The following is a 15,308-nucleotide window of genomic DNA, read 5'->3' on the forward strand; positions in this document are numbered from 1 at the left end:
GCTAACACATTTGTATCATCTACTAACACTCCTGTTTCATTTTTAGGAAAAAATCGGGAAAACAGGTACGTAGGCGGGCTAACTGGGGGTAGCAGCCGGCCTGGCGAACTGGGATGGAGATACGCCATACCGCTCCTGAAACACCTTGGCGAAATACGACAGGTTGTCGAAACCGACGGCATAGGCTACCTGTGTGACGCTATCCTGACCGGCGGTCAGCAGCTCGGCGGCCTTCCGGAGCCGGATCTCCCGGATAAACACCACGGGGGTCGTGTTGGTCAGTGCCTTCAGTTTGCGGTGCAATTGAACGCGGCTCAGGTTGGCCACTTCTGCCAGTTCCTCTACGCCAAAACTGCTGTCGTCGAGGTGTTGCGCGACAACGTCGGTCAGACGGTCAATAAACTTCTGCTCGGCGGTTAGCGGGGGCGGGGAAACCAGATGGGGTGTCGTCGGGCTCAGCGATAGCGTTAAATACTGGAACAGGCGCTTCTGCTGTTGCATCAGGTTCCATACCCGCACCTCAAGTTCGTCGCGGTTGAAGGGCTTGGTCAGAAAATCGATGGCTTCGAGCCGCAGGCTTTCCAGTCGGTCTTCAATCGTAGCCTTGGCCGTCAGGATCACCACCGGAATATGGCTGGTAGCTTCCTGCGCTTTCAACGCTTTGCAAAAGCCATAGCCGTCGAGTCGGGGCATCATCAGGTCGCAGATTACGACGGTGGGCAGGGTTTTGGTCGCTTTTTCCAGACCATCCAGACCATCAACGGCTTCAATAATCTGATACTGGCTGGCAAAGATGCTCCGCACGTAGGATCTGATATCGGCATTGTCATCCACGATCAGCAGGCTATTTTCCTGGGTGGGTGACAGCGGCTCATCGGCCGGTACCCCCAAATCGGTCACCTGAATACGTACTGGGCCTGCATCAGCCATCGTATGAATGAGCGGTTCGTCTGCTGCCGGAACGGGTGTGTCCAGGGCTACCAGCGGTAACTGGACGGTGAAGGTAGTGCCAACCCCTTCGATACTGTCAACCTGGATGGTACCTTTCAGGACATTCACGAGTTCGTTGACCAACGACAGCCCAATACCAGTCCCTTCGTAGTAGCGGTCACCATCGGCTTTCACCTGATAAAACTGCTCAAAGATATGCCCCAGGTCGTCGGCGGGAATACCAATGCCGGTATCCCGAACGGTCAGGGTCAGCAGATCGGCTTTGTTTGGGTCCGGATACGATACGTTCAGGAAAACTTCGTGCTGGGCCGGAGTGAACTTAAAGGCGTTGGAAAGCAGATTAGTAACGATCTTTTCGAACTTATCCCGGTCAAATGAAGCCCACCATACGTCCTGATTCTGGCTGAACTGAAACCGGATCTGGCGGCTATCGGCCAGCGACTCAAAGGAACTGGCGAGCAGGCGGAAAAAGGCGGAGATGTCGCCGGGTTTGGGGTCAACGCTCAACTGCCCTGCTTCCAGCTTACTGAGGTCGAGCAACTGATTGATCAGACTCAGCAGCCGCTGCCCGTTGCGCTCCATGAGCGGAAGAACAGATTCGTTGGGAAACCGCTGTCTAAGGTCACTCAGCGGGCCAAGAATCAGCGTGAGTGGCGTCCGGAATTCATGCGAAATGCTGGTGAAAAAGCGAGTTTTTACTGCGTTCAGTTCCGCCAGCCGACTGGCTTCCTTCTGTTCAAAAGCGACCTGTTGCTGAAGCAGAAACCGCTGCATCTGGAAGCGGTATAACTGCCAGGCGATAACCACCAGAAGGCCCAGGTACAGACAGTAGGCCCACCAGCTCCGGTAGAAGGGCGGGTTAACCCGAATCCGCAGGGATATCGGCTGGCTCCAGGCCTCGCCATCGGCCGAGCCTATCATGTATAGGGTATAGCTGCCTGCCGGCAACTGAGCGTAGTTGGCGAAGCGGTTGGTTCCTGCCTCTACCCAGTCGTTGTCGATGCCGTCGAGCCGGTACCGAAAGCGGTTCCGGGCCGAATTGGTAAAGTCCATCACACCAAACTCGAACGTCACCAGGTTCTGGTCATGCGCCAGATCAAGAGCCTGGGTGTATTCAATACTTTCTTTCAGAATGCCGTCGGCCGCACCCGGATCAACCGTTCGGTTGTTTACCTTCAGGCCGATGATCTGCGCTACGGGCCTCCGTTGAGCCGAACGCGGGCCGGTCGCGTTGTTCAGCGCCGACGCCCGGAAGGCCGTGAGACCATTAACACCCCCAAACAGCAGCTCACCCGTAGCCGTTTTGAAGAACGACCCGGTATTAAACTCGTCGTCCTGCAGGCCGTCGGTCTTGGTGTAGTTCCTGAATGTCAGACTGCGGGGGTTGAAGTGAGCCAGCCCGCGGTTCGTGCTCAGCCACAAGTTTTTGAACTCGTCGGTTAAGATGCCGTAGACGACCTTGTTGGGCAGGCCCTGTTCTTCCGTAAAGTGGTCGAAGCGCCCCGTCTGCTTGTCCAGCCGTTCCAGCCCACCTTTGGTACCTACCCACAGGTAGCGGTTTGGCTCGTAAGGGTCGTCGGTCAGGCTAAGTACAAAATCATTCGTCAGACTTTGTCGGTTAGCGACGGAGTTCTTAAACATCGAGAAGTCGAGACCGGATTGGGTCGGTCTGGCCCGGATAAGGCCTTTCTGCGTACCAATCCAGAGCACACCTGCTCCATCTTCGTAAAGGGCATATGTTTCCGTAGCGGCACCACTGCGGGGCAGCAGTGATTGGTAGCTGTACACCCGAAACTGTTCGGTGGTCGGATTGAAGCGAAGCAGGTTACCGTCCGCACCGCCAATCCAGAGATAGCCGACCCGGTCTTCGATGGTCTGGTTCCCAAAGAAGCCGAACGACGTATTGGCCGGCAGGGGGTATTTTTTGAGTAATGTCCAGTTGGGCGAAAATTTAAACAGGTGCTGGACGTGCGTTTCGAAGTGGACGTTAGACACCCAGAACGTACCCTGTCGGTCCTGCATCAGGTACCGCTGTCGGCGGTCGGCGGGGGGCAGGGTGTTGCTCAGAAACGGCAGCAGACGGTTCCCCGATCGGTCGAGGAGGCTGTACGCAAATTCGTGCCGCAGATAAATCCGGCCCTGTCGATCGGCAAAGATGGTAGATAGTGTCGTGTTGGGCAGGTACGACTGAAACTGCTTGACGTTGGGGTTAAACAACCGGAGGCCGTAGCCGCTGGTCCCAACCCAAAGGGCTCCGGTCTGATCGCGCACCAGATTGGTGATCGCGTACACATTGGCGGGCAGGGCTACGAAGGCGTTCCGGCTGGTCAAACTGTCCTGACGAAACAACTCGCTGGGTGACATCAACCATAGAAAGTCCTGGGTAGCCACCGCTACGGTATGATCGTCGATAGGCCGGAGGTTAACGCTCGTGTAGTTCGAACGGGGTAATGGAATGACCTTCTGCACACCCTTAAGCCGACAGATGAGGCTGCTGCTGGTGGTGGCGACCCAGAAATCGTTCTGTACGTCGGCGTACATGGAGAAAAACTCCCTGAAGTTTCCCGTGAACGGATTTTCAGGACGGACCTGACCGGGTTGCCGCCACGAGAACGAATAGGCACCGTTGACACTACCGACAAACGCCCGCCCATCGGGTAGAAACGTAAGGAAGTGGAGAGGAGCGTTAGCCCCGGTTTCGGGTATAGACAGGCGGCTGATCCGAACCTGATCGGAGAAGTTGGCTTTGTTGGGGAAGTTGTTTTTAAGCTGTTCAGGCAGGGTGATCCGAAACAGTCTGTAGTTGTCCGTACCTACCCAAATGTTGCCGGCGGGGTCTTCGGCCAGCAGCCAGACCTCATAATTACCGGCTTTGGGCGTTGCCTGGTCAAAGATGTCGAGGTGGTAAAATCGTTGCGTACGGCTGTCGAACAAGTTCAGCCCCCCTGTCTGTGTCCCGACCCACAAGCGGCCATGGCTGTCGGTCAGCAGGGCCGAGCAGTTGTTGTCGGACAGGCTATACTCGTTGTATGAATCGTGGGTGAACACCTTGAACGTGTAACCGTCGTAGCGGTTGAGTCCATCTTTTGTTCCGGCCCAGATAAACCCCTTCTGATCCTGTTTGAGGGCATAAATCATCCCCTGCGATAAGCCATCGGAAATCGTGCGTTCCTGCCATCCTTTAGGTTGAGCCAATAAGGATAGAGGCAAAAGCAACAAAAGACAAACGCGCATTCGAAGAAAAGTTTACAATAACACCGGATAAGTAAGTTAGGCAGTACTATTTATTCTGGCAATCAAATGGGCAAGTTTGGAGTTAAAGTTAGGCAATAGTTTTGCTCAAACAGCTACTTACGTGGTTTGTCTACATCAAATGGTACCGTTTTGGTGAAAGTTGGTAGTACGATATAAAATACTCAAACAAGGTTACTATCAATCTGGTAGGTTTGCTGGAGGTAGTGTATATGGTTTGACGTTAAGATATGCGAATGCCCACTCAATCAGCCGTTTGAGTGGGCATTCGCATATGGGTAAATTCTCACTGCTTAATGATTCGGGTGGTTTGCCTGCCGTTTGGTATGCTGGTGTGTAACAACAGGATTTTTGTGTCAATCTGGTTAAGCATAAACTGCTGCTTTTCTATGTCACCTGCCTGCTGAATCAACCGACTGTCCAGGATACGGCCCCGTTCGTCGGTCAGTCGAAGTTGCAGAGGCTGTCCAGCGGCTCCTTTGACAAACACCAGGAGTCGTTCACTTACAGGGTTGCCAAGTACCTGAACCGAAAAGTTTTCAAGGAGAGTAGGTGTTCCCAGACGGGCCCGGCTGCAGGCCGCCTTGAGGTCCCAGACGTAGCTAACCTGATGGCCGCTCTGCCGGGCAAACAGCAGGAACGGCTGTACATCATTGGCCGTACGGCTTTCCAAATCGACAAACTGATTCGCATCTGTTGTCCAGTCGGTAATGCCAATGGCCCGATACTCGACCGGCGAACCATCTCCTCCGCTGGTGTTAAAGCGAAAGGCACCACTGGCGCAGTCGTAGATAGGGGGCAGTAACTTCAGCGTGTCATGGGGTGGGGGTGACCCTGCGCAATAGGCCTTGAAGTCAAACAAGTATGTGGCTATCTGTTCACCCTGGATGGCTGTGATCAGAATAGGTTTAGGATCTCTTCGCAACTCAGCCTCGACGATACCGGTAGCACTATTGGTCGATGACCGTGTAATGCCGGGGGCATGATACGATAGAGGAGAGCCATCGCCCCCATGCGTGTGAAATACAATGGCTCCTGACTCGCAGTCGTACGTCGGTTGCAATACCGTTAATACCCCCCCTGGCGTTACGTCAGTTACAACGGAGATTATAAAGCTGGTACGTACAGGCTTATCAGGAAAGGCAGCCGTGCTGGCTTTCAGACTGATTGTATAAACACCGGGCACACGGGGAGTGCCCACAATAACCCGGATAGGACTGCCACTACCTGTCAGGCTTTTAGCAAATACGTCCAGTCCGGGGGGCAGACCTTTAACCTCAACCTGCCAGCCGGACGTGTAATCAGGATGATAGGGAGTGGGGTCTGCAAAAAACTGCCCAACGTCAAAGCCGCTGCCGGGAAGGGGTTGGTTAACCGTAAAGGTCTGGTCAGGGATCGGCTTCACAAGTACCGGCGGTACGGGCTGGGTGTTGCATGCGGCTTTGAGGTCGAAATAGTAAGTCACGCTAACTCCGTTCTGAGTGGCTGTTATTGGAATTACTTTTGGGTCACCTCGTAGTTCAGTTTCAACTACCCCCTTGTAATCGGTCTGCGAAGATCGTTTAATCCCTGGTGCCGAGTAAGTAATAGGCGATCCGTCTCCACCAGTGGTGTTAAAGTAAATCTCTCCACTCTGACAGTAATACGATGGAGCTTCCAGCACGAGCTGAGTCGGTCGAATAACAATTTCATACTCGTTGCTTTTAACAGTTGGACTTTTGCTCACAATCTGAACTCTACACATCTGGGTGGCCGTGAACATGGGTAACACCCCTTTCAGCGTTGCCCCCTCAGTACCAGCGACGGTCTGCAGCACGAATGTATTGTTATGTTCGTCGATTACATGCAGAGAAAACGTATTGCCTGAGTCAAATGCCCCTTTTGTTGAAAAAGAGACGGCTATAGAATCATTCGCGTAGAAATTACTGGCGTTCAGTCCGGTGATTTGGATGATAGGCGTTTCGGCTGGAAATTGAAGAGTAACGGTGTAGGCGGCATCGGCTCCGTTGCGGTAATACGCGTTTTGTACGTCGTACAAAGGCATCCATTGATACACTACAGACGCATGGTACCAAGCCTTGACCAGAAAATTGGCATAGCGCATGGTCCACGGATATCCATTTGTACCAGGCTGGAACGGGTTTGCCTGAAGTACGTGCGTACCATTAGACAAAGTCGTGGCCTTAAGGGCGGGGGTAAATTTTACCGAATACGAAAACCACTCCACGGGATACAATTCCAGCAAGGCTCCTTCCAGTGGCTGGCCTTGAAAATCAACCGCTTTTAAGACGATGGCCTTTGGAAAGGGTTTGGTGATCCACTGGTTGCCCAGAATCGGTCCATCCGCCGTTTCGTTCAGTAGGTTGGAGGTATGCTCATCCCAGACGATGTTGCCATAAGGATAATTCATAATGGAATTAACGGGGTCAAACGTCTGGGCGTTGACGAGATTTTTAACACTTTCTACGCGCATCCCGTAGAGATCAACGGCACCCCTGGCATGAGCAAATTCGTGGGTTAAACCGTCCGTTGCGCCCGGACCGAAGGGGCCGCTGGCAAAATCGTTACTCCATGCCCAACTGTGGTAGATGGTCTGATTAGAGCCCCACCAACCGCCGCCAACCGAGTTGTCTGAATAACCATCAATGACAACGGCATAGGTATGGTTGGGGTGGGGCCTGAAAACTTCCTGGCTGGCGGGGCCGGAAAACACGTAAACAGAGTCAGCCTGAAAGGCGTAGGTGCCCTTAAACAAAGCTCCCTGATTAAAATTGGCGTTGACCGTTGCCATCTGTTCGTCTACGAGTTGCTGGATACTTTTGGACTGCATAGACGTATACAAATCGGCAGTCCGTTTTTCAACCGCCACAACCACAGAAAATTTCCAGATGGGTTTGGCCTGTACGACAGTACTGGCAGTTAGCAGGCAGAGGCCAATTAGAACCGGAGATAGAAAACGATTCTTCATGATGTAGAGGACTAATAAGTAGTTACTGGTATGAATACCCTACAAAGTCCTGTTGCTCGTGATCAACCACGAATTAGCGACCAGAGGGTATTTCCATTGGTCTATTACGGGCAATCCTCTCCCTGGAAATGCCAATTCTGCTGTGCAACAGACCTATCATAAAAGTCCTTCAGGGATTCTTATCCGGCACTGAGCTACATCACATAAGCGTATGTTCTTACTCATCAGATAAACCGCAGAAGCGTGGGCCAGCGCCCGCAGCAGTTTATATCATAAAGGGCATTCGTTTATCGTGCCATCCGGCAGAACGTAACCGTTCAAACAGAAACGGCACCGGATATCCGGTGCCGTTTCTGTACGAGAGAATCTCTAGCGTCCGCCGGGTCGGGTGGGGCGGACTTCAATCTTGCTGGGCAGCGTTCGCGGGTTCATCTTGATCAGGTCGGCTACCATCTGACCAATGTCTTCGGGCTGGATCTTCCAGGCGTCCTGTTCGTTGGGTTCGTGGTTGTTGAAGTGCGTCGCCACGGAGCCGGGCATGATCGTGGTTACCTTGATACCTTCGCTGCGCAAATCGAGCATGATGGCCTGTGTGAAGCCAACCAGACCAAATTTGCTCGCGTTGTAGGCTGAGCCTTTCTCAAAGAAATTCGTACCGGCCAGGCTGGCAATCGTAATGAAGTAGCCTTCGCTTTCTTTCAGGGACGACAGCGTTGCTTTGGCCGTGTAGAAAACCCCTGTCAGGTTGATGTCGATGGTTTCGTGCCACTGCTCCGGCGTCATCTCCTGGATGGAGGCAAAGTGGCCCACACCAGCGTTGGCAATGACGTAATCCAATCGCCCCCACTGCTTCAGGACCGTATCGACAGCCCGCTGCTGAGACGCCAGATCGCGAACGTCGGCACCGATACCCAGGGCGTACCCCGCTTTGATCTCATTTAATTGGTTGGCTGCCAGTTCGGCGGCTACCGACGAACGGCTCGTTATCGCCACCTTGATGCCGTCGTTGATCAGTACTTCGGCGATGCCGTAGCCAATGCCTTTTGTGCCGCCCGTGATGAGCGCCGTTTTGGTAATGTCTGCCATGAATGCAATACGTTGATGGATGAAGAAAAGCCCGAACCAGGCTTGGGCGATAACCCCGGCAATCAACCGAAAGTTTCGAAACGCGTACGGCGAAGCCGGTTTTGCAGGAGACAAGGTGAAATGAGATTTCGCTGTAAGTCTATATAAGCCTGAATGCTTGGTTAGTTTGACATGATCAGCTTCTTTATAGACAGTGTTCTGTATTGTCAGTCTAACCCGGAAAACCAGGCGACATCCCAATGATTGATCAACAAGTCGTTGCTTCACCAGAAACCCGACGGCAATTGCCCGAAAAGCGGGTACATTCTATTGATATATTCCGGGCCCTGACGATGCTCTTCATGATATTCGTCAATGATCTCTGGACCCTGATCGGCATTCCGGACTGGCTGGAGCATTCACCGGCTGATGTCGACTTTCTGGGCCTGGCCGATGTGGTCTTTCCCTGTTTTCTCTTTATCGTCGGTATGTCAATCCCTTTTGCGATCCAGGGCCGGCTGGCGAAGGGCGATTCCTACGGGCTGATTATACGGCATATCGTCGTTCGCTCGGTTGCCTTGCTGATTATGGGGGTATTTACGGTCAACGTACCGAAGCTAAACCCACAGGCAACGGGCATCAGCAGCGAGTGGTTTCAGATCCTGATGGTCGTGGGTTTTTTCCTGATCTGGAACGTATACCCCAGGCGGGAGGGTGCTATGAACTACGTGATCAGGGGACTACAGCTAACCGGCGTAGTGTTATTGGTCGGGCTGGTAATTGCCTTTCGCGGAGGAGACGGTAATGAGCTGAGTCGAATGACCCCGCAGTGGTGGGGGATTCTGGGACTTATCGGCTGGACGTACCTGACCTGCGCCCTGATTTTTTTGTTTGTTCATCGACACCCCCTTGGTTCAGTACTGGCCTGGGTGGTTTTTACGTTCGTGTGTATCGCGGGACATGCCGGGTGGCTACGGCAACTCTGGCCCGACGGTCCGTCGAACTGGATACTGGGTAACGGGGCTTTTCAGTCATTTACGATGGCCGGGGTACTCGCTACGTTACTGCTCAATCGGTGTCAAAATGCCCAAAGACCCTGGCAGTTACCGCTGCTGTTTAGTGGGCTTGGTGTGTTGCTACTGCTGGCTGAACTCGTTTCGAGGCAGTTCTTTATCATTTCAAAAATTCAGGCGACACCTACCTGGATCCTGCTTTGCTCGGGCATTGCCTGTCTGGTGTTTGCCGGCGTGTACGTCCTGGTCGATATAAAAGGGAAAGCCCACTGGTTCAACCCAATAAGGCCCGCCGGAACCAGTACGTTGACCTGTTACCTGATTCCGTACGTCTATTACAGCGTGGCTACGTTGTCGGGTATGTCGCTGCCCGACTGGCTGACGGTTGGCGTAGTGGGCCTGCTAAAATCAATGGTATTTGCCTTCCTGATTATTGGTATAACGGCTGTATTGGGCAAAGCAGGAATCAAACTTAAACTGTAAATGACCATGAAGTTAGGTTTGGCGTTGGGCATTCTTTTCTGGTTCGCGGTTGGGCGATTAAGTGCGCAGGCCGTTGAGTCGGGCGTGTATGCATGGGCAAAAGCCCCCGTTACGCAGAAAGCGAACGTAGCGCAGCGGCTGTTGCTGGAAGGGGCCACGACCGACTTCAAACACGTCCGGATACACGCAACGACCTTACCCGCACACCAGACTCCTCACCCGGCGCACCGGCACAACGACGAAGAACTCATCATCGTGAAGGAAGGCGAACTGACCGTCACCATCGCTGGGAAAACGAAGACGTTAGGTCCCGGCAGCATTGCACTGATGGTGCCCGGCGACGAACACGGCTTTGACAACCGGGGGGACGTACCGGCCACGTACTACGTCATGCGGTACGAAGCCAAAGCGCCCGTCGATACCGCGCGGGGGCAAAAAGCTGGCGGCTCTTTCTGGATTGACTTTCGGGACGTAGCGTTTCAGCCGCACAGCCAGGGCGGTATCCGGCGCATGTTCGACCGCGCAACGGCCATGACCAAACGCTTCGAGATGCACGTAACGACCCTGAACGAAGGGCTGTGGAGTCACCCGCCCCACACGCATCGGGCCGCCGAAATCCTGCTCATGATCGAGAACACCGCTCAGGAAAGCATCAACGGTACGTTGCACCCGGCCGCAGTCGGTGACCTCATCTTTCTGGAGTCCAACGTACCGCACGCCATTCAGAACACGAGCCGGGGCCGCTGCATGTATTTTGCGTTTCAGTTTGAGTGAGTGGACTTCGCGGTCACTTACGGCCTGGCGTGCCGCATCTCCAGCCCGACGGACGTTCGGGGTTTAAAACCCGTCCAAGGTCCTGCGCTGTCGGTTTCATTTAGATCGAGGTACTTGCCGTAGTCCTGTTTCTTGAGGTGAATGCCCAGGAATGCCGTTACAAAGTGCTGGTTGATGTTGTTGATCCGGCGTTCGCTCCAGGCCGGTTCGGCGTAGCGCATGTATTCGTTCAAGGGTAAACCGGGTTTCATCGACTCGGCCGGGGGCGGGTTAGGCGCTACGTTGTGCCGGGCGTTGATATAAGTGAGCATATACCGGTCGGCATTAACGGCACCGTCGTAAATGGCTTTGATGCCTTTTTCGTAACCCGATACGTCGTCCTTGCTGCCGGCGATAAACAAGGTCGGGCGGGTCAATCCTTTCAGCCCTTCGGCATCCCAGACGCCCCGCTCCATGCCCCAGGGCGCAAAGGCCACGACGGCTTTGATGCGTGGGTCCTGCGAGGCTTTGTACTCCGACGCGTTGGTCGACCGGACCTGCAACGCGGTGCTGCCACCCGTCATCTGGCCAAAGAACGTAACGGCCTGGTTGCTGAAACCCGCTCCCGTGGCGTTGAGGACGCCGTAGCCACCCATCGAATAACCGACCAGAGCGGTGTTGTTGGCATCGAGCAGTCCAGCCAGGAACGATTTGCTGCCTTTTCCGCTCAGCCGCGCCATCTCGTTCAGCACAAACAGATCGTCCAGCGCCCGGTTGAGCAACGTACTCGGAAACGCGGCCGCATCGCGGTAGGTGGATTCGGTATGGTCGATGGACACCACCACGTAGCCTTTCGACGCCAGATTTTCCGTCAGGTACGTGAACATTAACCGGGAGCCGGGATAGCCGTGCGAGACAATCACGAGTGGATAAGCGCCTTCGCCCGGATTGGGTTCGGCATCGCGAAGGGCACGGCCTATAAAGGTGAACGGTACCAGCGGGCGCTTCGGATCATTGGCAACACCCAGCACCTCGTCGTATTGTACCAGTTCGGCTTTTCCGGCCGGAATGCGGGCCGGATACCAGATTTCGACAGTTAGGGGACGGTCATACAGGGGCGTTTTCCCGTCTTTAGCCCGAAGCACATCGATCTGACCGGGGTGGTTCAGTTTCATCGTCCGGACACCGACGCCGTAGCTGCCACGGGCGGCCAGTTCAGGGGCGTCGGGGAGAAGATCACCGAACAGAAACGCATCCTTGCCAGTCTGCGCCTGAGCAAGCGGTGGGTTAATTAGTGAAAACAGGGTAGACAATAGCAGGGAAGTGACCAGTAATCGTGGTTTCATCGGATGGTTTTGTTGCAGAAAGCGGGTAAAATTTAGAACGATAAGTCGGGTAGCTGTAAACAGGCCCGAATAACGCGGGTTGCATTGGCTTTTGCAACCAATCGTGGGTTATAAACGGCCCTCTGGCCGCTGTCCGGCTCTGAGCGCCGTAATCTGCTCCGTAGTAAAGGCGGGGGAAAACAGGTCGGCCGATTCGTGGTAGCACCGGAAAAGATCAGCAATGAAATGCATCCGCTCGGGTAGATTGGCCCAGTCTACGGCGCCACTCTGGTTCAGACTGTCGGGTGTCGGGTCGATGTGTTGAAGCAGGTTCCTCAGATCAGGGTTGGTTAGTGTCCGGAGTGATGCCGGGAACGTAGTGGTCAGGTCGTGCCCCAGTCGCAGGCGTATAGTAGGCGGAAAGGTCATGGTCATCAGGTGAGCCGTTACGGCCGATCGAATCTGCACCTGTACGAGACTAACCAACCGATCGAGGGCTTTGTCTAGTGCGGTCGTTTGCCCAAACAGATCGAGGAACGATAGCCGCAATCGGCTCAGCCAGCTTCCGGCCGGGAAGAGCAGTTCGCGCAGCCGACGTTTCAGCTCGTCGCCGTCAATGGTGGCTGCGTTCAAGGATTCGGCAATCTCGGGCTGGAGCCGGGTCTGTTCGTGAAAACCCACTTCCAGATTAGCCAGCAGCCGGAGTTCGCCCTGCTTTTTCGGATCGGTCTCAAACAGCGACTGATAATAATGCGTGAAGGCCTGACGCAGGTACCGCTGGCCGTGGGGTGGGTCGCCGGGTCGCAGGCTGGCGCAGAAGGTATCCAGGTGGGACTGCGTAAACTCAGTATCCGCTCCGCACGTAGCCATGAAGCGGGCAAACTCTCGCGCAATCTCCTCGAACACTTTCCTGTTACCCCGGCTAACGGCATTGCTGGCCCGGTCGGCCGCCGTGACCAGCAACTCATACCAGACTGATTGCTGAAGTGCTGACGTATCAGGTTTTGCGCCGAGTTGCCGGGCCAGCGTGACGAGCCGCAGTAGTGCCTGGCCGATTGCCTGATCAGCACTCAATACGGCTTCAACTGTACGAATCAGATCTTCGCGCCGGATGGTCTGTCCGGCCTGCTTCGAGGCCCAGGTCGCAAACGTACACCAGTTGGCACCCGCGCCGGTTCGTTCGTGGAATACCCCCGACAGTTCTGCGTAGCATTGAGTAATCCGGAGGTTACGGATCACCGGGTCGGTCAGGGCGGCAATCCGGTCGACATCGGCTACGGTGGGTATGGGTTGAGCAGGGCTGGAGGAAGGTTTCGGTACCATCTGGGGGCAGTGCGTTATAGACAAGCCCCTGGTTTGTTCCAGACAAAGCCGGGGCCGCCTGGTAGCAAGGTACACAGGCGGCCCCGGAAAGTGGATTGCCGATTTAGTATGTGGCGAATTGGCGGTCGTTCACCGCTTTTTCACGTCCGTCAGCAGTTCAACCGCCAACCGATGACCGGCCCAGGCCGCCTGCTGTTCGGCAATGGGTTTTACTGTATCAACGTAGCCTTCTGGTAGAACGACTCCCTCGTTGCCGGTACCTCCCTTGAGCTGCCCCTGCTGATACGCTATGGTACGGGCCAGTGCAAAGCTCTCTTTCGACCAGTCGGTAATGGCTGGCTTGCGGGGGCGTGGTAACTCACGGCGGGTATGCGTCTGACTCAGCGAAATGGCCAGTTGATCAGCGGCTCTGAACGCGTCCTTCCCCAGCAGCATACCGTCCCAGAAGGAGTGCAGGTTAAGGGTTGGGTTGCTCATGGCCATTTTAATCTTGAACAGATTGCCACCCTTGTCGCCCTCCGGAAACTGCGGACTGATCAGGGCCGCCGTGTGGAGGGGCATGTGCACATCGCCGGCCAGATGAAACAGCCAGCAGAGCGCAAAGGCTTTCGTACTGTCGGGGGCGTCGCTGGTCAGGATTTTCCGGTTCTGCTCAAACGCCTGGAGAATGTTCTCGCTGGTAGCCAGCGTTGAATCCGTACGGGCTATCCCCAGGCCGGGGTTGTAGACATAATTGATGAAGTGCCAGCTCGCGTGATCGTTGGGGTTGTTCTGACCGCGGATGTCGTCGGGCCAGCGGGCAGCCAGCATAAACAGATAGCGGTTCTTTTCGTCGTCGGTTAGCGATGAATCCCGGAGCATAGTCGCCCAGCGGGTTTTTACGTCGGGGTGCTGCCGCAGAATCTCCACGACGCGGGCGAGCTTCCGGGGCGATTTGGCCTGCAGGTCGCGGTAGGCGATTGCCCCGATGGCCATGTGGGTTGGTTTGTTCCAGCCGTAGGCCGGACCAGTCATGCTGAACACGAGCAGCCAGAGGCAGACCCGTTTCAGTAATGACGTACACCGGTCAGACGTACCGTCAGACCAGCCGCCCAGGTACAAGTACCAAAAAGAAAAGTGCATTAACAAAATACGGTTAGTAAGTACCGCAAAGATACGGCGACGGGCCGGGAAAACCGTTTGGTATCCCGGCCCGTCGGGCTGTTCATGCGTGTTGATTACTGTTGCAGGCAGAGGTGATTATAGGCATCGACCATCTCGCCGAAGCGATTCCACATTCGGGGCATAGCGGATGGGTATTGCCGGATGAAAGCGGGACAGTCGCCAAAGAATTTCTCGTGGATGGTCTCTACGTCGCCCCGTTTGGCAATGAGCGACTCCTGGTTGTCTTTGACAATGACGTAGCTGAGGTCCTGCGGATTGGTGCCCAGGGTGAAATTACCGAAGCTGTATTCAACGGTTCGTTTCCAGCCCGATACGTCGAAATACAGGGCAACGCGGCCACCGGGTGGGGTCAGGCGTTCCAGCAGCATCAGCTTACCATTGCGCCGGGGATTGGGTACGCGTTCAAAAACGATCATGTCGCGGCTGCGGGGAATGCTGCCAGTCGAATACGCAAAATCAGGAATTCGCTGAGCCAGTACGCGCAGGGTTTCGCCTTTGACTTTCACCTTCTTACCGTCGGTCGTTTCGACAACGATGCCCGCTGGTGAGTCATTGACGGTGGAGCCAACCCGGACGCGACCACGAATGGTATCGTTTTCGGTGGTGACTACGTAGCCATCGGCCCACATGGAGATAGCACCCAACGGCTGGTATTGCGCCACGCAGGTCAAGCTGCTGAGTAGTGCCAGGCAGAAAAGAAAAACTCTCATAAAAAAAGAGGTATGGTTAACAGCCGTAAAGGTATTGGCTTGCGGATGGGTCGTAAATCGCTTTTTGTCTGAACTGCCGAAGGAGCCGGATGAATTGTCGAAAATTCAGGCCAGGGGAATGGCTGATTTACGGTCACTCAGAAAGGTCATTCTGAAAGCGGACGAACAAGTTGTCAACAGAAGCTTCGATGAGTAAACACATCCAGAGTTGGCTGGAGGAAATTAAGCCTGCCAGATAAGGCCGTAGCCCTGTCCTTGGAACCAGGTGGTGGCTGGCGTGATCACAAGCGCCCTAGGTGCT

9 protein-coding genes are annotated in these 15,308 nt (G+C 54.8%); 2 read left to right on the forward strand and 7 right to left on the reverse strand.

What is annotated here, in order from left to right; genetic code table 11:
* Positions 1-78: 78 nt before the first annotated feature.
* From BN8_RS09755 to BN8_RS09765, 3 genes are all read right to left on the reverse strand, one after another.
* Entirely contained in the window at positions 79-4,185 is a 4,107-nt protein-coding gene (locus tag BN8_RS09755; RefSeq protein WP_009281685.1) for a hybrid sensor histidine kinase/response regulator transcription factor, read from the reverse strand.
* 304 nt (positions 4,186-4,489) lie between these two features.
* Positions 4,490-7,171: a hypothetical protein gene (locus BN8_RS33220; RefSeq protein WP_009281686.1), complete on the reverse strand. Its 2,682-nt coding sequence runs from the start codon at positions 7,169-7,171 to the stop codon at positions 4,490-4,492.
* A gap of 369 nt (positions 7,172-7,540) precedes the next feature.
* Positions 7,541-8,257, reverse strand: coding sequence for an SDR family oxidoreductase (locus tag BN8_RS09765; protein WP_009281687.1), 717 nt, complete (start codon positions 8,255-8,257; stop codon positions 7,541-7,543).
* A 239-nt stretch (positions 8,258-8,496) separates the two neighbouring features.
* On the opposite strand from BN8_RS09765, the gene BN8_RS09770 reads away from it, so the two are divergent.
* Both BN8_RS09770 and BN8_RS09775 read left to right on the forward strand, forming a co-directional pair.
* Positions 8,497-9,732 (forward strand): DUF5009 domain-containing protein, encoded by a 1,236-nt coding sequence (locus tag BN8_RS09770; protein WP_009281688.1) that lies wholly within the window; start codon positions 8,497-8,499, stop codon positions 9,730-9,732.
* A complete protein-coding gene (locus BN8_RS09775; protein ID WP_009281689.1) occupies positions 9,733-10,506 on the forward strand; it encodes a cupin domain-containing protein in 774 nt (257 codons plus the stop codon).
* 17 nt (positions 10,507-10,523) lie between these two features.
* On the opposite strand, the gene BN8_RS09780 is transcribed toward BN8_RS09775, so the two are convergent.
* The 4 genes from BN8_RS09780 to BN8_RS09795 all read right to left on the reverse strand — a co-directional run bounded on the left by BN8_RS09780 (position 10,524) and on the right by BN8_RS09795 (position 15,007).
* Positions 10,524-11,831 carry an alpha/beta hydrolase family protein gene (locus BN8_RS09780; RefSeq protein WP_009281690.1) on the reverse strand — a complete coding sequence of 436 codons (1,308 nt, stop codon included), beginning with the start codon at positions 11,829-11,831 and terminating at the stop codon, positions 10,524-10,526.
* Between the two features lie 108 nt (positions 11,832-11,939).
* Positions 11,940-13,133: a hypothetical protein gene (locus BN8_RS09785; protein WP_009281691.1), complete on the reverse strand. Its 1,194-nt coding sequence runs from the start codon at positions 13,131-13,133 to the stop codon at positions 11,940-11,942.
* A gap of 129 nt (positions 13,134-13,262) precedes the next feature.
* Entirely contained in the window at positions 13,263-14,255 is a 993-nt protein-coding gene (locus BN8_RS09790) for a S1/P1 nuclease (protein ID WP_009281692.1), read from the reverse strand.
* A gap of 95 nt (positions 14,256-14,350) precedes the next feature.
* Positions 14,351-15,007, reverse strand: coding sequence for a hypothetical protein (locus BN8_RS09795; protein ID WP_009281693.1), 657 nt, complete (start codon positions 15,005-15,007; stop codon positions 14,351-14,353).
* Between the last annotated feature and the right edge of the window lie 301 nt (positions 15,008-15,308).

Origin of the sequence: Fibrisoma limi BUZ 3 (assembly GCF_000296815.2) — a bacterium.
Classification (GTDB): domain Bacteria; phylum Bacteroidota; class Bacteroidia; order Cytophagales; family Spirosomataceae; genus Fibrisoma; species Fibrisoma limi.